General features: G+C 49.1%; 17 protein-coding genes. 2 read left to right on the forward strand and 15 right to left on the reverse strand.

The features are described from left to right. Positions 1–7 precede the first annotated feature (7 nt). The 8 genes from ACYVJQ_RS09710 to ACYVJQ_RS09745 all read right to left on the reverse strand — a co-directional run bounded on the left by ACYVJQ_RS09710 (position 8) and on the right by ACYVJQ_RS09745 (position 10329). Positions 8–859, reverse strand: a complete 852-nt coding sequence (locus tag ACYVJQ_RS09710) for a hypothetical protein (RefSeq protein WP_460892878.1) — start codon at positions 857–859, stop codon at positions 8–10. A 6-nt stretch (positions 860–865) separates the two neighbouring features. Continuing rightward, the gene (locus ACYVJQ_RS09715; protein ID WP_460892879.1) at positions 866–1267 is read right to left on the reverse strand and encodes an ExbD/TolR family protein; all 402 of its coding nucleotides are present in this window, start codon (positions 1265–1267) and stop codon (positions 866–868) included. After that, positions 1267–1974 (reverse strand): MotA/TolQ/ExbB proton channel family protein, encoded by a 708-nt coding sequence (locus tag ACYVJQ_RS09720; protein ID WP_460892880.1) that lies wholly within the window; start codon positions 1972–1974, stop codon positions 1267–1269. Before ACYVJQ_RS09720 ends, ACYVJQ_RS09715 begins: the two co-directional genes overlap by 1 nt. Before the next feature lies 1 nt (position 1975). Continuing rightward, positions 1976–3181 carry an HU domain-containing protein gene (locus ACYVJQ_RS09725; protein ID WP_460892881.1) on the reverse strand — a complete coding sequence of 402 codons (1206 nt, stop codon included), beginning with the start codon at positions 3179–3181 and terminating at the stop codon, positions 1976–1978. Positions 3182–3188: 7 nt separating this feature from the next. Next, positions 3189–4862, reverse strand: a complete 1674-nt coding sequence (locus tag ACYVJQ_RS09730) for a porin family protein (RefSeq protein WP_460892882.1) — start codon at positions 4860–4862, stop codon at positions 3189–3191. Continuing rightward, entirely contained in the window at positions 4852–7896 is a 3045-nt protein-coding gene (locus tag ACYVJQ_RS09735; RefSeq protein ID WP_460892883.1) for a tetratricopeptide repeat protein, read from the reverse strand. Before ACYVJQ_RS09735 ends, ACYVJQ_RS09730 begins: the two co-directional genes overlap by 11 nt. 214 nt (positions 7897–8110) lie before the next feature. Next, positions 8111–9163: a DNA polymerase III subunit delta gene (holA, locus tag ACYVJQ_RS09740; protein WP_460892884.1), complete on the reverse strand. Its 1053-nt coding sequence runs from the start codon at positions 9161–9163 to the stop codon at positions 8111–8113. A 707-nt stretch (positions 9164–9870) separates the two neighbouring features. Then, a complete protein-coding gene (locus ACYVJQ_RS09745; protein ID WP_460892885.1) occupies positions 9871–10329 on the reverse strand; it encodes a DUF7684 family protein in 459 nt (152 codons plus the stop codon). A gap of 473 nt (positions 10330–10802) precedes the next feature. Between ACYVJQ_RS09745 and tyrS the strand changes: the two genes are divergently transcribed. Next, complete coding sequence (gene tyrS / locus ACYVJQ_RS09750) at positions 10803–12107, forward strand: tyrosine--tRNA ligase (protein ID WP_460892886.1); 1305 nt, start codon at positions 10803–10805, stop codon at positions 12105–12107. 166 nt (positions 12108–12273) lie between these two features. Here tyrS and ACYVJQ_RS09755 read toward each other — a convergent pair whose 3' ends face one another. Together ACYVJQ_RS09755 and ACYVJQ_RS09760 are read right to left on the reverse strand one after the other, a co-directional pair. After that, the gene (locus ACYVJQ_RS09755) at positions 12274–12456 is read right to left on the reverse strand and encodes a hypothetical protein (protein ID WP_048920479.1); all 183 of its coding nucleotides are present in this window, start codon (positions 12454–12456) and stop codon (positions 12274–12276) included. 111 nt (positions 12457–12567) lie between these two features. After that, positions 12568–13806, reverse strand: a complete 1239-nt coding sequence (locus tag ACYVJQ_RS09760; RefSeq protein ID WP_460892887.1) for an aminotransferase class I/II-fold pyridoxal phosphate-dependent enzyme — start codon at positions 13804–13806, stop codon at positions 12568–12570. A 203-nt stretch (positions 13807–14009) separates the two neighbouring features. On the opposite strand from ACYVJQ_RS09760, the gene accC reads away from it, so the two are divergent. Beyond that, the gene (accC, locus tag ACYVJQ_RS09765) at positions 14010–15515 is read left to right on the forward strand and encodes an acetyl-CoA carboxylase biotin carboxylase subunit (protein WP_460892888.1); all 1506 of its coding nucleotides are present in this window, start codon (positions 14010–14012) and stop codon (positions 15513–15515) included. A gap of 162 nt (positions 15516–15677) precedes the next feature. Here the strand turns inward: accC and bshB1 are convergent, their stop codons facing one another. The 5 genes from bshB1 to pnp form a co-directional block, all read right to left on the reverse strand. Beyond that, positions 15678–16406 carry a bacillithiol biosynthesis deacetylase BshB1 gene (gene bshB1, locus ACYVJQ_RS09770; RefSeq protein WP_460892889.1) on the reverse strand — a complete coding sequence of 243 codons (729 nt, stop codon included), beginning with the start codon at positions 16404–16406 and terminating at the stop codon, positions 15678–15680. Between the two features lie 9 nt (positions 16407–16415). Continuing rightward, positions 16416–17465, reverse strand: coding sequence for a peptidoglycan DD-metalloendopeptidase family protein (locus ACYVJQ_RS09775; protein WP_460892890.1), 1050 nt, complete (start codon positions 17463–17465; stop codon positions 16416–16418). Between the two features lie 105 nt (positions 17466–17570). Further along, on the reverse strand, positions 17571–18515 hold the full coding sequence (gene trxB / locus ACYVJQ_RS09780; RefSeq protein ID WP_460892891.1) for a thioredoxin-disulfide reductase: 945 nt from the start codon (positions 18513–18515) through the stop codon (positions 17571–17573). 343 nt (positions 18516–18858) lie between these two features. Then, on the reverse strand, positions 18859–19722 hold the full coding sequence (locus tag ACYVJQ_RS09785; RefSeq protein ID WP_048920485.1) for a sigma-70 family RNA polymerase sigma factor: 864 nt from the start codon (positions 19720–19722) through the stop codon (positions 18859–18861). A 211-nt stretch (positions 19723–19933) separates the two neighbouring features. Beyond that, complete coding sequence (pnp, locus tag ACYVJQ_RS09790; RefSeq protein WP_460892892.1) at positions 19934–22084, reverse strand: polyribonucleotide nucleotidyltransferase; 2151 nt, start codon at positions 22082–22084, stop codon at positions 19934–19936. Positions 22085–22087 lie beyond the last annotated feature (3 nt).

The raw sequence follows: 22087 nt of genomic DNA on the forward strand, positions 1-22087 counted from the left end.
GCGTTGGTTAATTAGATTTAATGATAAAGGTAATGGTTCCGGTTGCGCCTCCGCTGGCATTAGCCCCATTGATTCGGCTAAAAGTGGTACGTTGTACCTGGTTCTTATACCAGTTCTCTACCTGCGGACTCACGTTACTTTCAATTACCTTCAAACTGACAATATCCCCGTCGGCGTCAATCTTGATCTGGATTTTCACAATGCCGCTCTCATTGTCATACGGGTCAGGCCGGGGAGCGATGTCATAGCGCCAGCCGGGCATGTTCAAAGAGCCCCCGCCGCTGCCACCTTTTCCGTTGCTTTTACCGGGGTATAAGCCGGCTGGGTTGCCTTTGTCTCCTACGTTGTCTTCATCCCCGTTGTTATTTCCGGTTGGTGTGTTACTGGTACCTGCCGTGCCGTTTCCGCCGCCGTCTTTTGCTTTACCCGTCATCAGGGCCCGGTTGTCTACTTTTTTCACCACCTCTTTGGGGGCCTCTACCGGTTTGGGCTTTGGCTCCTCTTTAACCGTCACCGGAGACTCGGCGGTAGTGGTTACTACTTTTTCAGGTTTAGAGGCTTCTACCGGTTGAGGTTGGGGCTGTGGCGTAGGGGTAACTTTAGGAGCTACGGCCGCTGGCTTACTGTCTACTGGGTTTGGGGAGGGATTCGGCTGGGCTTTGCTATGCACATCACCACTTCCCGTTTCGGTAGTCCCGAAGGACATTTCAATTCCGCCCAATTGGTCCAGCGGAGGATCAGGCGACTGCCAGGCCAGGAAATAAAATAAGAAAAGCAACAACAGCAAGTGCGCCACAATGCTCACGCCCATGGCAATGCGTTTGTTCTTTTCTTCCTCTTCTTTGGATACGGCAATCATGTTACTTTATTCAGTTGCAATAGTGGCAATAGAGATCTTCGCCTTCAGGTCACTGGCAATCCCGCCTACCTTTACCAGGTATTCTACGGGAACGGTCTTGTCTACATTCAAGACAACAACCCCCTGACCTTCTTCGGTTCCGCCTAAGGCAGCAGCCAGGTCAGCGCTAAGGGTTTGCAGTGACGTTGGTTTATCATTTACGAAATACTGGAGGTCTGCGGTAATGGTAACGCTTACCTTTTGCATAGTGATACTGCCCTTACTACTGGATGGCAAGTTCACCGGCAAAGCGGTAGGGGTCACGAAATTGGAGGTAAGCATGAAGAAAATCAGCAAAAGGAAAATGATGTCCGTCATTGAGGACATGCTGAACTCCGCGCTGATCCGGTTTTTGGAACGTAAATTCATTAGGCTTGCGGCTCCTGTAATAAATCAATGAACTCAATGGAGCTGTACTCCATGTCATGCACAATGCTGTCAATTTTAGCTACCAGAAAGTTGTAGCCTACATAAGCCGGTAAGCCAATGATTAGACCAGCCGCAGTGGTTACCATCGCCTCATAAATACCGCCAGACAATAGCTTAGGACTAATAGAGCCTTCGGCCTGTGCAATAGCGATAAAGGCACCAATCATACCTGTTACGGTACCCAGGAAGCCCAGCATTGGGGCTGCGCCGGCTACGGTAGCCAAACCAGAAAGCCCCTTCTCTAAACGGGCAATTTCAATTTTACCTACGTTTTCAATGGAGGCCTCAATGTTCTTTAAAGGGTGCCCAATGCGGGAAATTCCTTTTTCCAGCATGCGGGAAATAGGCGAGTTAGTTTGGGCGCATAACATGCGGGCTCCCTGCACGTCTCCGGCAACCACCAGGCTTTTCAACCGGGCGTTAAATCCGGCAGGGTTTTGGGCTGCTTTTTTGATGGTGAGGTACCGTTCCACGAAAATATAAATGGCCATGATAGAAAGGGCCGCCAACGGGAACATAGCCCAACCGCCGGCCATGGTCAAATCTAATAAACTAACGGTTTCTGGGGCAGTCTGGGCGGTGGTGGCCGCGTTTGCTAAGGTGTCTACAGGAGCAGAAGTGGTAATCTGGAGCAGAAAAGCGTTCATGTTAATAATTATATACCCAAAGTTCATTGCTTATTTTAGAACGCAGGGCCGGTAGGGCTGCGTAGGCTTCGGCCTCTGAAGCGAAGTCTGCTACAGAAACCCGTTCCCGTTTGGTGTCATAGGCAGACACAATGATTTTCGCGTCGAACCCTTTTTTCTGAAGCCTTTTTTGATTGGAAACCGCATAACCATCTAAGGAGAATACGCCCATGATAACGTAGAAACGGCCCGTTTTATGTTTAATTGTAGAAGCAGCAGAGGTAGCGGCCTTTGCCTTCTCTGGCGCAGCTTCTTTCTTAACCTCTGTTTTGACGGCGGGCACCGTAACTTCTTTCTCTTTTTTGGCTGGTGATGCCACTGGGGCTACTTCTTCCACTATTGGCGTTTCTGCTAAGGCCACTGGGGCTTCCGCTGTTTTAAGCCCGTTTTCAGGAAACTGGGCCAAAAGTGAATCATCGGCCGCCAACTCGTTTTCAACGGTGGTTTCTTGCGGAAGCGCAGATTTAAATTGTTCCGTTAATTGGGCTTGCTCAAATGGGTCTGTCTCAACTTCTTGCGCTGGCGTAGTTGCAGGAGCGCTGGTAGAAGAAGTGATGAGTGAAAAAGGATTCAAAGAACTTAAGGCTACGTCGCTCTGAAGGGAAAGCAGATATATACCGGTGATGGCTACGCCGCCCAGTACCAGGGTGGCTCCCATGCGGTAAAGTTTTCTGAACCGACTGCTTTTTTTGTTTCCCTCCTGGGAGGCGGTCTGGTCTTTGAAGTTTCCTCTTAACACCAGTGACTCTTTGCCAGGGATAGGCTTAGAAACCAACTCAGGCAAACCAAAGGAATGCTCCAGGAAGTTTTCCTGGTCCAGGCTTTCAAACACCAATTTGCGCTCAGCATTGTACCTGAAAACGCCCACGTCCTTCAGTTCAAATCTGTGTTGAGTTAACAGTTGCTCTTTAAGCTCTTGGACAAAGGCAGCCACGGTTTGTTGGGCTTTGGGCAAGGGCCACTGCTGCTTGTGAGCTAACGTAGAGATCAACAACCCATCATTCACCTTTAACTGCTCATTAAAGGCCACCCGCTTATAAGGGGGTGAAAACGTATGTTTCACCTGATGGATCTTTGCAGGCGCGTAATGCGTGATCAATCCCCCAAAATCAGGAATGATCACGCAGTCATAGGCGTACAATAAAGATTTTATGTGGCTCTGAACCATATGCTTTTTAGAAAGAATAAGTAACCCCACCAATAAAGGAAATCCCTTGGGTAGGATAATTCACAAAACGCTGGTACTTAGTGCCCAGCAGGTTATTGCCCATTAAGAAAGCCGAGAACCTGGGTGAAAAGCGGTAATCTGCCTTTAGGTTCAGGTCTACAATGGTGTCTGTCTCTTGCAAGACCTTGGTGCCGTCCAGGCGGGTAATCTCCCCAAACGAACTGCTAATATAGTAAAGTTCAGTGTTGAAGAGAACCTTGTCCCAAAGATTATATGACCCGAAGGCCGTCACAATTACCTCTGGGCGGTGGAACGCTTTGGTTAAAGAGGTGACGTTATAGCTGTTATTCTCGGCCTTTATCCCTATTCTAAGGTCTTCAGACTGGTTAAAGGTCAATTGCCCAAACAGTTGGAACACCTTGGTTACCCCATCATCATACAAAATGTCAAACTTAGAAGAATCTGCTACGGCATTGTTATAGAAATACAGGTTACGGTAACGCTGCAGGGCCGCCCGGCCGGTAAAGCTCAGGTATTTACTTATGCTTCCGTTCACCCCTCCATAAATCTCCAGGCCTTTGTTTACGTCTGCCACATATTGGTTCTGGTTCAGCCATGGGTTATCTTTGCTGAGGCCATACAATGTGGTACGCTGCAAGTCTCCGCCAGCACCGGCAAAGATGGACAAGCCGTTTTCAATGACCTGGACGTTGGCTTCTAGGGCCGGGTACACGTTAAACTTCTTGGCGTCATTAATGGTGTCACCGGTATAGGCAATGGTAGCACCCAACAACAAGTTCAGTTTATCTAACTGAAGCGCGTAGGCCGGACGTACCTTGAAAAAGCCCCTGCCATACGTGTCTTCGTCGCCTTTCAGGCTAGTATAGGCCAACTCTGCGTTCACCACTACTTTAGACTCATCACTTAAGTCATAAGTGGTCTCCACGTTCCCGAACAGGTGGGTTTCCTTAGCCGAGAAATCATCATTGGTATACTGCAGGCCAATCTTTCCGTCATAATGGAAAACCGTTCTGGCTTGGGTAAGGTTGTTCAAGTTCCCCTCTACCAAAAAGCGGTTATATACCTGTTTAATAGAGTTCTTATCAAACTCCTTGGTGGGGTTATGACCGTAGAAATAGGCCTGATCGCGGTCATATTTTACCCGGGCACCCACGGTAATGGGGCCGGAGTACAGCTCGCCGTGACCCTGCACGTAACTGTTGGCCGAGCCAGAATTCTCTATGGGACCGTGGGCCGATGACAGATGCCCTACCTCTGCCCCAAATGAGGATTTGTCACTGCGTTTGTTATGGAAATAGCCTTTGGCGTACACGGTGCCGTAGTTGCCAATGCCGCCCTTCACGTAGTTCCCATACAGCTTGGTTAGTTCTTCCTGCTGAATGGTAAGCACCTTCATGGGAAGGTTGATATAATGTTCTGGCAAGCGATACTCATTGTAGCGGTAGGCTACCTTGCGGTCCCCTAACTTAGGCGGCTGAATCAGAAATTTCTCAAAATTCCGGTGTGCTTCCGGGAGTTCCAAAACCCGGTTTTTTTCCACTACTATTTCTGTGTTTTCCAGCTTTGTTCCTTCGCCCCAACCTGTCTGTGCATGAGCGGCGGGCAGTAAGCCCAGCAAAAAGAGAGCAGAGATACCTGCCCATTTCGTCTTATTTCTCATTTTCTTTCTCGTTAGGGGTGTTTGCTGGAGGCGTTACGCTATTTTCCAGGTCGGCTAGTTTCGCTTTGGCCTCTGTTTTAATTTCCTCCAGCGGCGAGGCTTCAATAATAGAATTTAAGGTTGCTTTAGCTTGGAAGGCCTCATTCTGGGCAATGTACACATCGGCAATAAGCAGGAAGGTCTTGCCTAGCCACAGATCGTAATCCCCAAAGGTTTTGCTGAACTCAAAGCCGTGATCCAGCGCCTCCTTGTACTTCTTCTGTTTGTAGAGAATCTCAGAGATGAGGTAATGGGCCTCTGCACCGTTTACATCTGTAGCCGACGTAGCCGCTGTGGTGAATTCCTTCATGGCCTGGTCTGTACGACCCAGCGCCAGGCTGGCTTTTCCTCTGAAAAGGAGCGCCGAGTTATAGGCGTTCAAGGTAGCGTTTCCGCGAGCGATTAGATCATCGGCAATCAGGATGGTATTGTTGAAGTCATTGGTGAAGTAGAAGCTCTTCATTAAACCCACCAAGGCGTTGGCCTGCTCCTTCTTGTTGGCGGCCAGGTCACGCAGGCGCGAGTAGAAGGCGGCAGCCTCCCCATAGTTGCCATTCTCAAATTCCATGTCAGCCACGCGCTGAACGGCTTTGCTCAGGTACTCAGACTTCCCTTGTATGGCTACTTCCTTTAAGCTGCGTAAAGCGTTGGCCTTGTCGCCGCTGCGGTAATAGGAATCACCCAGGAAATAACGGGCATTGGCCACCGAGGCGCTGGCCGGGTACGTCTTCAGGAAACCTTCAAACTTAGGAATGGCCTGGGTATACTTTTCATTGAAGTAAAGCGATTTAGCGGCTTCAAATTCAACGCTTTCCAGAGCATCGCTTTCGGGGTTAGCCGACTTGAATTTCTCCAGGTAAGTATCTAACTGCTCGGTTTGGTTGGCCGCCCCCAGCGTTTCCTGCAAGCTGTACAGGGCATTGTTGGCTATGAGGTGCGTAGGGTATTGGTCTATGACCCGTTTGAAGTCGGCAATGGCTTCTTTTGGCTTTTGCAGGTTTCCGTAGGCTACCCCACGTTTCTGAAGGGCATTGGGCACTAAGGTACTGGAGGGGTAATTGTCAATCAGTTGGCTGAAAGAAGCAATGGCCGGAGCGTAGTTAGAGGCCTCAAAGTCAATGATCCCCTTTTGGTACACGGCATCATCGGCGTAGCGCGACTTAGGGTAATTCTTGAGAAGGGTCTGCAAACTGGCTATGGCCTGGTCCCGGCGCCCCGATAAGTTTAGGACCACCCCTTTCTGGAAGTGAACATAGTCTGCATCTGGGGTACGGGCGGCCAGCGCCTGGTCATAGTAAGACAAGGCCTGGCTGTAATCTTTGGTCACGTAATACGTGTCTGCCAGCCTGATCATGGCATCTGTGTAATTGGAGTTGCCTGCCTTGATGGAATTATCGTTCAGATAGGCCTTGAAATGCACCAACGCTTTGTCATACTGCTTTTCATTGTAGTACGCATAGCCAATGCCGTAGCGTGACTTCACGTAATACTCGGTGCGCCCCGATCCAGGTGTCTGGAACACCGCGCCGTAGCTGTTGATGGCCTGGGGCCAGCGTTGCCCAATGGAATAGGCCTCGCCTTTCAGGAAGTTACTGCCTGCCTGAATCTCCTTGTCATAAGGGAAACCCAGGGACTTGTCCAGCATCTGCACGGCCTGCTGGAACAATTGGTCATTGTACAGCTTTACGGCCTGGTAATAGGTAACCCTTTGGTAGGTTTCATTGATGCGGTGGCTTCGCTTAGGCAGTTTCTCTATGTGTTGGATCGCTTCCAGGTAATTGCTGGAGTTGAGGTAAGCGTCACTCAGGATATCATCGGCTTCGCCGGCAAACCTAGAATCCGGAAAGTCTTTGCTGAAGGAGGCCAGTGAATTGATCACCTCAGAAAAGTTACCCAGTTCATAGTTGAGCTGCGCGTACTTAATGGTGGCGCCCTCTTTTACGTTTTTGTCAATGTTGAGCTTGCGGGCCTGGTCAAAGGCACCCAGCGCAAATTGCTTGTTGTTGTCTTTCAGATAGCTTAAGCCCAGGTGATAAGAGGCGTTCTGGCCTAGGGAATCTGACTGGAAAGCCACGGCCTTCAGGTTCTGGATAGCGCTCTTGAAGTCGTTGGTCTTGTAGTCTGCAATCCCTATTTTATACTGAACGGTTTTATCTAAGGTCTTTTTGCCTTTAGCGTAGCTCTTGAAATACTCAGAGGCCTTTTTAAAATCATTGCGCTGAAAGTAGGCATCCCCCACTAACAGTTCAATTTCCTGCGGGTTTTGCACCTTTGGCGTCTTCTGCAAAGAGGCTTCTCCGTAGCTGATGACCTCCTGGAAGTTCTTTTCCTTGTACAAAACCTCGGTGAGCATGTACGGCACCACATTGCTGTAATTCTCATCCTTCTCGGCCACCTTAAGGTCCAGCTTGGCGCCTATGTAATCTCCTTCTTTATAGGCTAAATAACCGGCGTAGTAACTAGAGGCATAGGAATATTCATGCGTGCCGCGTTTGTTGCGGTCAAACAGCTCTTTGGCCTTCTTGAAATTCTTCTTGGTGAAATAAGCGTAACCTAACTTAAACTCTAACTCCTTTAATTGGGCATCGTCCAGGCGGTCAGCGGGGGCTTTTTCCAGGTATTGGATGGCTTTGTCATAGTTCTTGCTGTCAAACAAGGATGTACCTAATTCAAAAAACGCCACGCTGGCTTTGGGGTGCGCCGGAAAGCGTTTGGCAAACTGCAATACCAACTGTTCGGCGTCTGGGTGGAACAGGTACAGGCCACTGATGGCGTAGTAATACTGCGCATCGGCGGTTTTGGTAGGATCATTGATCAACCGAATGTACTCTGCGAAGGCCTGCTGGGCTGCCCCAAACTTTTCACGGTCAAAGAGCTCTAACCCTTCCTGGAAAAAACGCTCTTCTGAACGGAAGGTCAGCGGGTGCTGCGCGTGTGCCACGTTGGCTCCTCCCAGCAAGGCAGTGGCCAGGGCTAACTTGTAAGGTATCTTCATAGGTAAATAGCGTTACGGCCTTATCTAAACCAAAAACTATGGTGTGCCACGGAAAGGCCCGTCCTTCAAATTTAGAAAAATTGTAAGGAAGCGACGGCAAAAGTTATGGTAATTGCTACCGTTGGAACGAAAATATAGAACTTCTAGCATATACTTCCCCTTCAAATTTTCCTGTTTTGGGCCTGTTTTTAGAAAAACGGGCTTAAAACAGAAATTACCTTAGCACAGGAATGGGATGTAAAATTTTAAATACCAGTTCCTTTAAAATGTCTGCGTCTGAGAGGGACCCTCCTGCTATGCCTTTGCTTTGCAGATCTGCCTGGTGCAGAAAAGTAATGATTTGCAGCACCCGCCGGTACGGGTAGGCCCGTAACGCCACCAGATACTCCTTGGCCAAAAACCCACGGTTACCCAGTTCTTTGGCCACGGTCTGTTCCGTGATCTGGGGCAATAGGTGCAGCGTCATAAGTTTGGAGAAAAAGGAAAACAGCAACACCAGGTTAGGGATAAGCGGATTGTCCTTGGGGTTGGATTCAAAATAATTAAGGATGCGATTGGCCTTGAGCACGTCTTGCCGGGTAAGGGCATTCTGTAGCTCAAAAATATTGTATTCCTTACTGATGCCGATGTTCTCCTGCACCAGTTTTTCATCTATGGTCTGCCCCGTTTTTAGGTTGATGGTGAGCTTTTCAATCTCGTTAGCCAACCGGGAAAGGTCTGAGCCTATGAACTCGCCCAGCATCATGATCGCTTGTGGTGTGGCTTGCAGGCCTTTTCCTTTAATAAAGGAGGTGATCCAACCGCCTACCTGATTTTCATAGAGTTTTTTGGTAGTAAGCAGGACGGCCTGCTTGCCCAGCAGTTTGCCCAGACGCTTACGCCCATCTACAGATTTGTTTTTATGGCAGAACACCAGAATGGTAGAGGGCAAGGGGTTGGTCAGGTAGGCCTCCAGCTGCCGGGCTGCCGGGTCTTTCTCGGGATCAGCTTCCAGGTTAGGGAGATTCTGGGCCTCTTTCACAATTACCACCTGGCGGTCAGACATCATGGGGAACCGCTTGGCCTGCAACAGCACCGTGGGCACGTCTGTGTCTTTGCCGTAGAGCACCACCTGGTTGAAACCCTTCTCCATGTCATTGAGGGCGTTCTTCTCAATATAATCTGAGATAAGGTCAATGTAATACGGCTCCTCGCCCTGCAGGAAATACACAGGGGCGAATTCGCGGTTCTTGAGTTGCTTCAGGATGTCTTCTGCGGTAAGCGCCATGAGATTGTTTGGGTGCTGGACGGGTACAATGCTAGACCCCAAAGTTACTACTGTCCTACAAGCAATGCACTATCTAGTGGGGAAATTACCGGTGGAGATGAGATAGATTGGCTAGAAGGGAGGAGTGGGAATAATTGGTAAGATTTAAAGTCCTAAGCTGAACGGTTGGTCTAAACGGCAGCGGAGGTCATCGGCCGAAGCTGACGTTTAGGTGTTGTTGTGCTTTGGCTTTCTTAATTAGCCTATCTGTTTATTCTAGCACAAATAATCATTAAAACTACATCGATAATGAAGTACATTACCAGTAAGACATTTCCCCAGAAAATTTTCCCTTGAGGAAAATGCATTCTTTCTAATTCGTCCTCTTTTATTAATTTCTTAAATAATAGGTATAATGGCACAAGGAAAATCATCACTAGAATGTATTGAATACTCCGAGGTTGACTTCTGGGCCAAATAAAATCGAAATTTTTAGTTACAACTAATAGCTGCATGATGTGCATAGCTGAAAGGAAGACAAATGCACTTAAAGTGCTAAAGTAAGGTATGTCCCTTGTTCCCCCTTTGAATAGTACCTGTAAAGTAAGTATCCAGCAAATTTTAAAGTGTTCAATTCTATTTTTTAGCTTAAGCACAACGGTTAGGCTAAATGACGGCGAAGGCCGTCGGCCGAGATGACGTTTAGCTGTTGTTACGCGGCGTTTTTCTTATTCTTTATCTGATTCTTCTTTTTTTATTTTCTCTAGGCACGTTTCTATTCTTTGAGTTTCTTGCCCGTCCGTCATATCTAGGATTATCACTTCCTTGATTTTAAACTCTTCAGAGGCGGCGGCAAACAGGGCAAACCAGATTCCATCCTCAAAGTCGCTGTGCCAAGTAGTGATTATTTTGTGCTTTGGCAGATAAGGTTTCTCTATTTCACATTCTCTAAAGGTTATTTCTTCGTCTATTAAATCATGCACCTGTTCTGCTTGTTTTCCTATAGTGCAGACATATCCGACATCTCTTACAATGATTTTTGTAATCACTTCGTCGATGTATCTTCTTGGCTTGTCATTAACCAGAAGAATGCAAAGCCAATCCTTGCTTGGAAGCTGCCCGAACCAGTTCTTTTCTGTACTGTATTCGATAATTCTTATTCTTCTGTCGTTTATTAATTCTTTCAAGTTAATTTTTAAATGACGCGTAACTAGGTGCTAACCGAAAAAATACGCTTATCTGGGCTATATTAGGAGGTTTTCATTGCCTGACCTGGGCGTCTTAGAGTAGGTAAAGGTTCCCTTACAAGATAGCGTTTTGGCATGTTTTCCAAAAAACACCTTTAAAACAACTTCAAAACAAGGAAAATGGCAAAACAGGCTTACCTGTGCCTCCTGAACCGGTGAAGCTAATATCGCCTTGTACAATAAGAGTTCAGCTTAACCGTGTTATTACGCGGGTATAATCGCGTAATAACACGGCTAGCAGCTTCTCCCCTTGGCTTCCTGTTTTCTGACAAACGGCCCCAAAACACCTCCCCATTTCTCTGGTTACTTTCTACTCTTTCGTTTCTTTACCCTGCTCTTCTGGTTTATCCAATCTCCCCTGCCATCCATTTTAAAAGATGTGTATCTTTGGTCCTTGTAAAATTTGAAGCCACATGAATTTAATTGAAGAACTGCGTTGGCGCGGCATGCTGCAGGATGCCATGCCCGGAACAGAAGAACAACTGAACGCAGGCATGACCACCGGCTATATCGGCTTTGACCCTACGGCCTCCTCGCTCCATATAGGAAACCTAGCTACCATTATGCTGTTGGTGCATTTGCAGGGGGCCGGGCATAAGCCAATAGCCCTGGTAGGCGGCGCCACCGGTATGATAGGCGACCCCTCTGGTAAATCAGCAGAGCGGAATCTGCTTTCTGAAGAGGTGCTGCGCGACAACCAGAACGGCATTAAAAAGCAGCTGGAGAAATTCCTGCAGTTTGACGGCGTAGCCAATGCCGCGGAGATCGTGAACAACTATGACTGGTTCAAGGAGTTCTCTTTTCTTGATTTCCTGCGCAACGTGGGCAAGCACCTCACGGTGAACTACATGATGAAGAAGGACTCGGTGAAGAAGCGCATTACCGCCCAGGAAGGTGAAGATGGCGCCGAAGGCCTTTCCTTCACGGAATTCTCGTACCAGTTACTGCAGGGTTATGACTACTATCACCTGTACAAGCACAAGAACGTGCGGCTGCAGATGGGCGGCTCAGACCAGTGGGGTAACATCACCTCGGGTACAGAACTGATCCGTCGCATAGACGGCGGCAAAGCCTATGCCCTCACCACGCCGCTTGTGACCAAGGCAGACGGAAGCAAGTTCGGAAAGTCTGAGAGCGGCAACGTGTGGCTGGACCCTAACATGACCAGCCCTTACAAGTTTTACCAGTTCTGGCTTAACGTAGCCGATGAGGAAGCCGAGAACCTGATCAAACGATTCACGCTACTCACCCAGCCGGAGATTGAGGCCCTGGTAGCCGAGCATGCACAAGCGCCGCACCTGCGCGTGCTGCAAAAAGCCCTGGCCAAAGAAGTCACCACCACCGTGCACTCACAAGAAGACTATGAGAGTGCCGTAGAGGCTTCCCAGATTCTGTTCGGGAAAGGCGACCTGGAAACCCTGCGCGGTTTACCTGAAGCCACCCTGCTGGCGGTGTTTGAAGGCGTGCCCCAGATAGAGGTTTCCAAAGCCGGTTTGACGGCTTCTACCCCAGCCGTAGATTTTCTTTCTGAGCTTACCCAAAACCAAATTTTTGAGTCAAAAGGCGAGGCAAAAAAAATGATCCAGAATGGCGGCGTGAGCATTAATCGGCAGAAAATAGCCGCTCCCGACGAGGCCATCACCCAAGATCTGCTCCAGGGAAAATACCTCGTAATCCAGAAGGGAAAGAAGAATTACTACCTGGTAAAAGCCGTGTAGGCCTTCAGAAACCAAGATAAATTGAAAATCTCACCGGTCTGTTTTAAGGCTGTTTTTAGAAAATCGGCTTTAAAACAGACCACTGGTTAAAAAACTATAGACATAAAAAAAGGAGGGTTTAAAAACCCTCCTTTTTTTATAATATCTTATTAATGAGCAACTTATATTATTTTGCTTCTGCGTTCTTCATGTCTTGAACTTCCTTACGGATGTCTTGGGCCATGTTTTTCAGATCCTGCATACCTTTTCTTACACGAGTACCGGCAGCTGAATTCTTCTTGTCGTAGAATTTTTCAAAGTCACCTTCCAGAGAAAGAACCAGATCCTTAATTTTAGAAAAATTGTTCATTAGAGCTTGTTTTAATGGTTTAACGTTTCGTTTAATGGCTCTAATATAGGAATTATAAAATAAGGTGCAAAAAAATTACTGGTTGTATTATTTTACTAAAGACCGCCTTTTTTAGACCGCAACCGGTGTTTTTGTATAAAGTCCTTTATCTAGCTTCACCGAAATCGCCTCAAAGGCGGCAATGGTTTCGGCCACGTCTTCTAGGGTATGGATGGCGGTTGGGATCAGGCGCAGCATGATCACATCCTTTGGTACTACCGGATACACCACAATAGAGCAGAAGATGTTGTAGTTCTCGCGCAGGTCAAGGGTAAGGGCGGTGGCATCAGAGATCTGGCCGTTCAGCAACACGGGGGTTACCGGAGACTCAGTGGTTCCAATGTTAAAGCCTTTCTCGCGCAAGCCAGACTGTAGGGCATGCACAATCTTCCAAAGGTTGTTTTTCAGCTCTGGTTGGGTACGCAATAGCTCTAAACGCTTCAGGGCTCCTACCACCAGCGTCATTGGCAGTGACTTGGCGAAGGTCTGGGAACGCATGTTGTAACGCAGGTACTCAATTACCTGTTGGTTACTGGCTACAAAGGCGCCAATGCTGGCCATAGACTTGGCAAACGTAGAGAAGTAGATGTCAATCCCATCCTGGATACCCAAGTGTTCGCCGGTACCGGCACCAGTCTCGCCCATGGTACCAAACCCGTGCGCGTCATCCACCAGCAGCCTGAACTCAAATTTCTCTTTCAGGGCCACTACTTCGCGCAGTTTGCCCAGGTTACCGCTCATGCCAAATACACCTTCAGTAATCACTAGAATGGCGCCGCCGGTCTCCGCTACCAGGCGTGAGGCCCGCTGCAACTGTTTCTCCAGGCTTTCCATGTTGTTGTGCTGGTACACAAAGCGCTTGCCTTGGTGCAGACGCACGCCGTCAATAATACAGGCGTGTGACTCGGCGTCATATACAATCACGTCATGGCGGTCTACCACGGCGTCAATGATAGAGACTACGCCCTGGTACCCGAAGTTCAGCAAGAAAGAATCTTCTTTCTGCACAAATTCGGCTAACTCCTTTTCTAATTGCTCATGGTTTGTAGAGTTACCAGACATGATACGAGCCCCCATAGGCAAGGCCATTCCAAACTCAGCCGCTGCTTCTGCGTCAGCTTGTCTAACCTGGGGGTGGTTAGCTAAACCCAAATAGTTGTTCAGGCTCCAGTTCAACACCTCTTTGCCCCTGAACTTCATGCGCGGGGAAATCTCTCCCTCTAGTTTTGGGAAAGCGAAATAACCATGGGCGTAGTGTGAATGGCTGCCAAGCGGTCCGCGGTTGGCTAATAACTTTTCAAATAAATCCACTTTAGATAAGATTAAGGCGGTTAATGTTGGTCAAGACGGGAAACATCTTGTTAAATCATTTAAGATACACTTAAAAGACCAGCAAATTTACATTGATCTCCATCAATTACAAAGTCCATATATACTTACCGGTGTAAATTAGCCTTTTAAGTTTGCCCGGAATGAACTTTCTTTGATGATTAAACCGAAATTATTTCGCCGGAATGAAAAGAATCCAGAAGCTTTTGGTAGCTAACCGCGGAGAAATTGCCCTCCGGATCATGCGTTCAGCCCGTGAGATGGGCATTAAAACGGTAGCCATCTACTCAGAGGCTGACCGCAAGGCCCTGCACGTGCGCTACGCTGATGAGGCCGTTTGTGTGGGCCCGCCGGCGTCCAGCGCCTCTTACCTGCGCGCCGACGTTATTTTAGAGGTCTGCCGCAACCTGGGCGTTGATGCCATCCACCCCGGGTACGGCTTCTTATCAGAAAATGCCCAGTTTGCCCAACAGGTAGAAGACGCTGGCATTATCTTTATAGGACCCTCACCGCAGGCCATTGAGTTAATGGGCAGTAAGCTTGCAGCCAAGGCCGCCGTGGCCAAATTCAATATCCCTATGGTGCCCGGCACCGAGTACGCCATCACCGACCTGGAAGAGGCCAAAAAGATAGCCACTAGCATTGGGTTCCCTATCCTGATCAAGGCCAGCGCCGGCGGCGGCGGAAAAGGCATGCGGGTGGTGGAGCGTGTAGAGGAGTTTGAGGAACAGATGAAGACCGCCGCCAGCGAAGCTACGTCAGCTTTTGGAGACGGATCAGTGTTCATTGAGAAATACATTGGCTCCCCGCGCCATATTGAGATTCAGGTGCTAGGTGATACCCACGGTAACATTGTGCACCTGTTTGAGCGCGAGTGCTCTATTCAGCGCCGCCACCAGAAAGTAATTGAAGAAGCGCCATCGGCTATTCTCACCCCAGAGCTGCGCGCAGAGATGGGTCGCTGTGCCGTAGACGTGGCCCGCGCCTGTGACTACAAAGGCGCCGGTACCGTGGAGTTTCTGGTAGACGAGAACCTGAACTTTTATTTCCTGGAAATGAATACCCGCCTGCAGGTAGAGCACCCGGTCACCGAGCAGATTACGGGCCTGGACTTGGTGAAAGAACAGATCATGGTAGCGCAGGGCGCGCCCCTCTCCTTCGCCCAGGAAGATCTCTTTATTACCGGCCACGCCATGGAACTGCGCGTGTACGCCGAAGACCCTACCAACAACTTCCTCCCGGATATCGGAACCCTCACTACCTATAAGCGTCCTCAGGGCCCCGGCGTGCGTGTAGACGACGGCTTTGAAGAAGGCATGGAGATTCCTATTTACTATGACCCGATGATCGCCAAGCTGGTCACCTTTGGCAAAGACCGCCAGGAGGCCATTGAGAAGATGATCAGGGCCATTGACGAGTACCAGATCACCGGTATTGAGACCACCCTGCCCTTCGGGCGATTTGTGATGGAGCATGAGGCCTTCCGGTCAGGTAATTTTGACACCAAGTTCATTGAGCGGTATTTCAAAGACCCTTCCGTTTTAAAGCAGCCTTCTTCCCCAGAGGAAGAAGAAATTGCTGCTGTACTTGCAGGGCTATTTGCTACCCAAACCAAGAAAGCTGCCGCGCCTTTGCAGGAAACAGCCACTTCTTCCCCCAAAGGCTCTGCCTGGCGGAAAAACCGGCTGTAAAACCATCTTTCCGTTTTAGGCCTGTTTTTGGAAAAACGGTCCCAAAACGGAAAGCAGTTAAAAAGCGAAAGCCCATCTTAGATAGATGGGCTTTCGCTTTTTATTTTCTACCGGTTTTAGTTTAGGCCTGTTTTATAAAAAACGGCTTAAAACATTTTTAGGCTATAGCAAATCAAACAGGTTCCGGACGCCCAGGTAGCGCTCTTTGGTAAAGCCTTCGCCGTAGGTGACGCCAATGGAATGGCCTAGTTCCAGGGCCCGGGCCTCTATGAACTGCATGAACACCGGCGAGGAGATATAAGTGGCCGGTTCGCCGGTTTCCTCGTTGCCGGGGGTAAAGAACTGGCTTTTAAAAGCCCTTATGGCTTCTACCTTCTGTTCCCAGAATGGAGTCACGTCCACTACCAGATCCGGCGTAATAAAACGATCCTGAATGTAATGGTATACGGCTTTGGGGCGCCAAGCTTCCTGCTCTTCGCCTTGCTCATTTTGGGTTTTGATTTGGCGTAACCCTGAAAAGAAGCAGGATTCTGACACCAATTGACTGCCCCGCCCATGGTCTGGGTGGCGGTCGTGGATGGCATTCATGAGGACAATCTCGGGGCGGTATTTCCGGATAGCAGCAATCACCAGGCGCTGATGGGCCTCATCATTCCGGAAGAAGCCGTCTGCCATGCCCAGGTTCTCGCGGGCATCCAAGCCTATAATAGAAGAAGCCGCCGCCGATTCCTGGGCTCTGGTCTCTGGCGTGCCCCTGGTGCCTAGTTCCCCGCGGGTAAGGTCTACTATGCCTACTTTCTTTCCCTGCGCTTTATGGGCCAGTATGGTACCCACGCAGCCAAGTTCAGCATCGTCTGGGTGAGAGGCAAAGGCCAGAAGGTCAAGTTTCATCTGTTGGTCTTATTTTATGCGTAGACTACGGCCCACTTTCAAAGTGGTTCGGGTAGTGATTCTGTTGAGGCGGGTAATCTGAGATACCGGTACCCCATATTTCCGGGCTATGCTCCCCAATACTTCGCCGCTCCGTACTTTGTGGTAAACCGTGCGCCGGGCCCTGGAAGGCGAAGATGACGTTTTACGCTTAGCACTGTTGTAATAATTGAAAAGCGCCGAGGTAACGGCAAAGTTCTTCCCTTTCAACAGATAATCCGGGAAGTTATACAGTTCCTCGGGGTCAATGGGGTTTCCTTCATATCGCACCTCATAGTGCAGGTGGGGCCCTGAGCTACGGCCGGTGCTTCCGCCCCAACCAATGAGTTCCCCCGCTTTTACGAATTGCCCCACTTTGGCGATGGGTTTACTCATGTGCCCATAAAGGGTCTCCAGACCATTTACGTGGCGCACCACAATGTAATTACCGTAACCGCCGCCATCCCATTTAGAGATACGCACTACCCCGTCAAACGCAGTTTTCACTGAGTCACCGGTATCCAGGTCCAGGTCTGTGCCATAGTGCCAACGGTAACCCCTAAACCCAAAATCTGAGGTTACCGGGGTGGAGACCAAGGGCATTTTGTACGCATGCCGGTTGTCATAGAGTTTCAGGTTGATGGTGTCATCCAGCTTCCGTCCGTCTTTGCGGTACGGATTAATGTTGTGGGTATCCCAGATGGCATAGTAGCCCGCAATCTTCACCCAGACGCTGTCGCCTACCTGTATCTCTTCAGACATCTCCACAATACTCTGCTCGCCCAGACCCAGGGAACTGGTGTCTTCGCTGACAATAGAGAGTTTACGTACCGGACTGAACGCACCACGATTAGGCTTATCGCCATCCTGGGTAGTTTCCTGCTTTACTACCACAGCCGTATCAGGCTTCACAAACTTAATTTTAGGAGCCTTCCTTCTAAATAAATCTTTGTTGGCTTTCTTTTTCTGTGCTTCGGCCAGATGCCCTGACAAGCCCAAGGTGGCCAGCAGCAGAAAGAAAAGTAGTCTTCTTAAAAGCATTTAATCCTATTAATCACCAGCACCAAGGGGGTTGGTCCGGCTTTAAAACTGAAAAAGCCTCAATTTATTGCCTGGGCAACTGAATTGAGGCTTTTCTGAATTTATTTATTGGTCATGCAGGGCGGCCAGATAGCGCTCAGCGTCCAAAGCGGCCATGCAACCGGTACCAGCTGCCGTAACCGCCTGCCGGTACACGTTATCCTGCACATCGCCACAGGCGAACACGCCGTCAACATTAGTTTGGGCCGTACCCGGAATGGTTTTCAGATACCCGCTCTCATCATGGGCCAGGTAGGGCTGGAAGATCTTGGAATTAGGCTCATGCCCAATGGCCACAAAGAAACCAGAAACGGCAATATCCTTCAGTTCTCCGGTTAAGGTATTCTTGATTTTAGCCCCGGTAACTACGTCATCGCCAATGATTTCCTCGGTCACGCTGTTCCAGAGAATCTCAATGTTGGGGGTATTCTTAACCCGGTTTTGCATAATGATAGAGGCTCGCATTTCGTCGCGGCGCACAATCATATAGACCTTTTTGCAAAGGTTGGAAAGATAGTGGGCTTCCTCGCAGGCAGTATCACCGGCGCCCACAATGGCTACGTCCTGGCCGCGGTAAAAGAAACCGTCACACACGGCGCAGGCAGAAACGCCGTTCCCGTTCAGGCGGGCCTCAGACTCAAGACCCAGCCATTTGGCCGAGGCGCCGGTAGCTATGATCACCGTGTCTGCCTCTATTTCTTTCTGCTCATCTATAGTGACCTTATGGGGCTTTCCGGAGAAGTCTACGGAAGTGGCAATCCCATACCGGATATCAGTCCCGAACCGCTCTGCCTGCTGGCGGAATTCCTCCATCATCTGGGGGCCGTTCACGCCGGTAGGGTACCCTGGGTAATTTTCTACGTCATTGGTGATGGTCAACTGACCACCAGGCTGCAAGCCTTGGTACATGACCGGTTTTAACCCGGCACGCGAAGCGTAAATGGCGGCGGTGTAGCCCGCAGGGCCAGAACCGATGATCAGGCATTTCACGCTTTCCTTTTGGTTTTCCATATCAGGTAATAATTTGGAGTGCAATATTACGAAAAAATTCACGGACGGGGGCAGCTTCCCTCCTGTTGTCAGGGATGTCTGAATTAGGTTTACTCTATTTGAGAGAAAATAGGAAAAGACCTAGCCTGCCGCTTCAAGGCAAAAGTATCATTAATGAAAGAAAGTAAGGCCTCATGCGTGGTTGCCTGGGGTAAACCTTTCATTTTGAACTGAAGGCCAACATTCTGTTTTGGGCCCGTTTTTCAAATAACAGGCTTAAAACGGAAAGAATAGCTTGTGTGAGGTATAAAAAAAGCCCTGGCCGGAAAGAGCCAGGGCTTTAAAAGGTTTATGTCAGGAATCCTTATCCCAGGTAAGGCTTTAAAGCCTTGCTACGGGAAGTGTGGCGTAAACGTCTGATCGCTTTTTCTTTGATCTGACGCACGCGCTCACGGGTCAGGTTGAATTTCTCGCCAATCTCTTCCAGGGTAAGGGAGTGCTCTCCGTTCAGTCCGAAGTAAAGGGTGATCACGTCTGCCTCACGTTTCGTCAACGTAGAAAGCGCGCGTTGTACCTCTTTACGCAGGGAATCATTCATCAGGCCGGTGTCCGGAGACTCTTCGTCTTCGTTTTCCAGCACGTCTAATAAACGGTTTTCCTCGCCTTGCACAAACGGGGCGTCTACAGACACGTGGCGGCCAGAGATCTTCAAGGTATCCACTACCTCAGCGGTGGTAAGTTCCAGCACTTCAGCAATTTCCTCAGGAGATGGCTCCCGCTCAAATTTCTGCTCCAGCTCTGAGAAAGACTTGGAAATTTTGTTCAGGGAACCTACGCGGTTCAAAGGCAAACGCACAATCCGGGACTGCTCAGCCAGGGCCTGTAGAATAGACTGACGAATCCACCAAACGGCGTAAGAGATGAATTTAAAACCGCGGGTTTCATCAAAACGTTTCGCGGCTTTGATCAGGCCTAAGTTGCCTTCATTGATCAAGTCACCCAGGGAAAGCCCCTGGTTCTGGTACTGCTTTGCCACCGACACCACGAAGCGAAGGTTGGCTTTGGTTAATTTCTCGAGGGCGAACTGATCGCCTTCTCTGATGCGCTGGGCAAGCGTTACCTCCTCATCCGGGGTGAGCAAGTCCACCTTGCCAATCTCCTGTAGGTACTTGTCTAGGGATTGGCTTTCGCGGTTGGTAATCTGCTTGCTTATTTTCAGCTGTCTCATTGGAGTGTATTTCTATCTGTGTAAGTCTCTTAATTGGTAGGCTGTGTTAAGAACACCTACCTAAGCTCCAAAAGTTCTCATATTTTGAAAACACCTGCTAACTAGTACAATTCCAAGGCTTTTCTTCTTCTTAAATGTAGAAGAAAGCCCATTCGCCTGACCCACTTGTTCTATGTGGAACGAGTTTGGCCAGGCGAAGGACGCAATAAGGTTAGTCTTTTTTAGGAGCTGCTTCTGAGCGCTCTGGTCTTGGCAGCAACGCTTTGCGAGATAGCTTGAATTTACCGGTCTTAGGATCAACGTCCACCAGTTTCACCTGGATTTCCTCCCCTAGTTCCAACACACCTTCCATACTCTCCAGTCGCTCCCACTTCACCTCAGAGATGTGTAACAAGCCGTCTTTTCCGGCCATGAACTCTACAAAGGCACCATACGGCTGGATAGATTTCACCTTGCCGGTGTACACCTCTCCTACTTCTGGCACGGCCACAATGGCTTTGATCTTGGAAACGGCCATCTGCATGGCGTCCTGGTTCGTGGCGAACACGTTCACGTAACCTTTGTCGTTTTTCTCCTCAATCTGGATCACAGCACCAGAATCACGCTGGATCTGCTGGATCACTTTACCACCTGGTCCAATGATAGCACCAATGAATTCTTTCTCAATGATGATATTGGTAGAACGTGGCGTATGCGGTTTGAAGTCTGCGTTAGGCTGAGAAATGGTTTTGTTCATTTCACCTAAGATATGCAGACGGCCGTTTCTGGCTTGAGACAAGGCCTGACCTAAAATCTCAAAAGAAAGACCTTTCACTTTGATGTCCATCTGGCAGGCAGTAATGCCTTTAGCCGTACCGGTCACTTTAAAGTCCATGTCACCCAGGTGATCTTCATCGCCTAAGATGTCAGAAAGAACGGCAAAGTTACCGGTGGTCTCATCCATGATCAGACCCATGGCAATACCAGAAACCGGCGCTTTGATCTGAATACCGGCATCCATCAGGGCCAAAGTACCCGCGCAAACGGTAGCCATAGAAGAAGAACCGTTAGATTCCAGAATGTCAGAGACAATACGGATGGTGTATGGGTTTTCATCTTCTGGCGGCAACACCTTCTTCAAAGAACGCATGGCCAGGTTACCGTGTCCTACCTCTCTACGGCCGGTACCACGCATAGGCTTGGCCTCACCGGTAGAGAATGGAGGGAAGTTATAATGCAGCATGAATTTGTTGTAGCCAGAGAACATGGCGCCATCAATCATCTGCTCATCTAATTTGGTACCTAAAGTAACGGTGGTCAACGATTGGGTTTCCCCGCGGGTGAACACGGCAGAACCATGTGCACTTGGCAGGTAGTTGATTTCTGACCAAATAGGTCTGATCTCGTCCAGGGCACGACCGTCTAAGCGGCGACGCTCTTTCAAGACCACGTCACGTACAGCGTCTTTCTCTGCGTCATGGAAATACTTTCCAATCAAAGCAGCGTCATACGTATGGTCTTCTGGAAGAGAAGCTACAAACTCGTCTTTAATTTCTTTAAAGGAGGTCTTGCGCTCTGCTTTTACCTTGTTGCCAGAGGCAGCTACGGTATAGGCTTTGTCATAAACAGCTTTGAAGATCAATTCCTTCAATTCAGGATCATTGGTCTCATGGCTGTATTCGCGCTTTGTGGTTTTGCCTACTTCAAGACCAAGTTCTACCTGTACGGCAACCTGCTCTTTGATAGCGGCATGGGCTACTCTAATAGCTTCCAGCATCTCTTCTTCAGACACCTCGCTCATCTCGCCTTCCACCATGGCTACGCTGTCTGCGGTACCACCTACAATCAGGTCGATATCAGCACGCTTCAGGTCAGAAAGCAAGGGGTTGATCTGGAACTGGCCGTCAATACGGGCTACTCTCACTTCTGAGATAGGGCCGTTGAAAGGAATATCAGAAACAGACAGGGCCGCTGAAGCAGCCAGGGCGGCTAAGGCATCTGGCAGAATCTCAGCATCAGCTGAAATAAGGTTGATGATCACCTGGGTCTCAGAATGGTAATCATCTGGGAACATAGGGCGAAGGATACGGTCAACCAGGCGGCTGATCAATACTTCATAATCAGACAGACGGGCTTCCCTTTTCAGGAAACCACCAGGTATTTTACCGGAAGAGGCGAATTTCTCTTGGTAGTCAACAGACAGGGGAAGGAAATCAACTCCTTCACGGGCTCCAATGTTAGAGACCACGGTGGCCAGTAACATGGCATTTCCGCATTTCACTACCACAGAACCGTCTGCCTGCTTGGCAAGCTTGCCGGTTTCAATGGTAATATCACGGCCACTGGCCATGCGGATGGTTTTAGTTATAGCGTTATATGACATCGT

The organism is Rufibacter soli (assembly GCF_054781795.1).

What these genes read in the sequence shown, in the direction of transcription:
- ACYVJQ_RS09710 (WP_460892878.1), bottom strand. Translation starts at nt 859, where the DNA reads ATGATTGCCGTATCCAAAGAAGAGGAAGAAAAGAACAAACGCATTGCC.
- ACYVJQ_RS09715 (WP_460892879.1), bottom strand. Translation starts at nt 1,267, where the DNA reads ATGAATTTACGTTCCAAAAACCGGATCAGCGCGGAGTTCAGCATGTCC.
- ACYVJQ_RS09720 (WP_460892880.1), bottom strand. Translation starts at nt 1,974, where the DNA reads ATGAACGCTTTTCTGCTCCAGATTACCACTTCTGCTCCTGTAGACACC.
- ACYVJQ_RS09725 (WP_460892881.1), bottom strand. Translation starts at nt 3,181, where the DNA reads ATGGTTCAGAGCCACATAAAATCTTTATTGTACGCCTATGACTGCGTG.
- ACYVJQ_RS09730 (WP_460892882.1), bottom strand. Translation starts at nt 4,862, where the DNA reads ATGAGAAATAAGACGAAATGGGCAGGTATCTCTGCTCTCTTTTTGCTG.
- ACYVJQ_RS09735 (WP_460892883.1), bottom strand. Translation starts at nt 7,896, where the DNA reads ATGAAGATACCTTACAAGTTAGCCCTGGCCACTGCCTTGCTGGGAGGA.
- holA (WP_460892884.1), bottom strand. Translation starts at nt 9,163, where the DNA reads ATGGCGCTTACCGCAGAAGACATCCTGAAGCAACTCAAGAACCGCGAA.
- tyrS (WP_460892886.1), top strand. Translation starts at nt 10,803, where the DNA reads ATGAATTTAATTGAAGAACTGCGTTGGCGCGGCATGCTGCAGGATGCC.
- ACYVJQ_RS09755 (WP_048920479.1), bottom strand. Translation starts at nt 12,456, where the DNA reads ATGAACAATTTTTCTAAAATTAAGGATCTGGTTCTTTCTCTGGAAGGT.
- accC (WP_460892888.1), top strand. Translation starts at nt 14,010, where the DNA reads ATGAAAAGAATCCAGAAGCTTTTGGTAGCTAACCGCGGAGAAATTGCC.
- bshB1 (WP_460892889.1), bottom strand. Translation starts at nt 16,406, where the DNA reads ATGAAACTTGACCTTCTGGCCTTTGCCTCTCACCCAGACGATGCTGAA.
- ACYVJQ_RS09775 (WP_460892890.1), bottom strand. Translation starts at nt 17,465, where the DNA reads ATGCTTTTAAGAAGACTACTTTTCTTTCTGCTGCTGGCCACCTTGGGC.
- trxB (WP_460892891.1), bottom strand. Translation starts at nt 18,515, where the DNA reads ATGGAAAACCAAAAGGAAAGCGTGAAATGCCTGATCATCGGTTCTGGC.
- ACYVJQ_RS09785 (WP_048920485.1), bottom strand. Translation starts at nt 19,722, where the DNA reads ATGAGACAGCTGAAAATAAGCAAGCAGATTACCAACCGCGAAAGCCAA.
- pnp (WP_460892892.1), bottom strand. Translation starts at nt 22,084, where the DNA reads ATGTCATATAACGCTATAACTAAAACCATCCGCATGGCCAGTGGCCGT.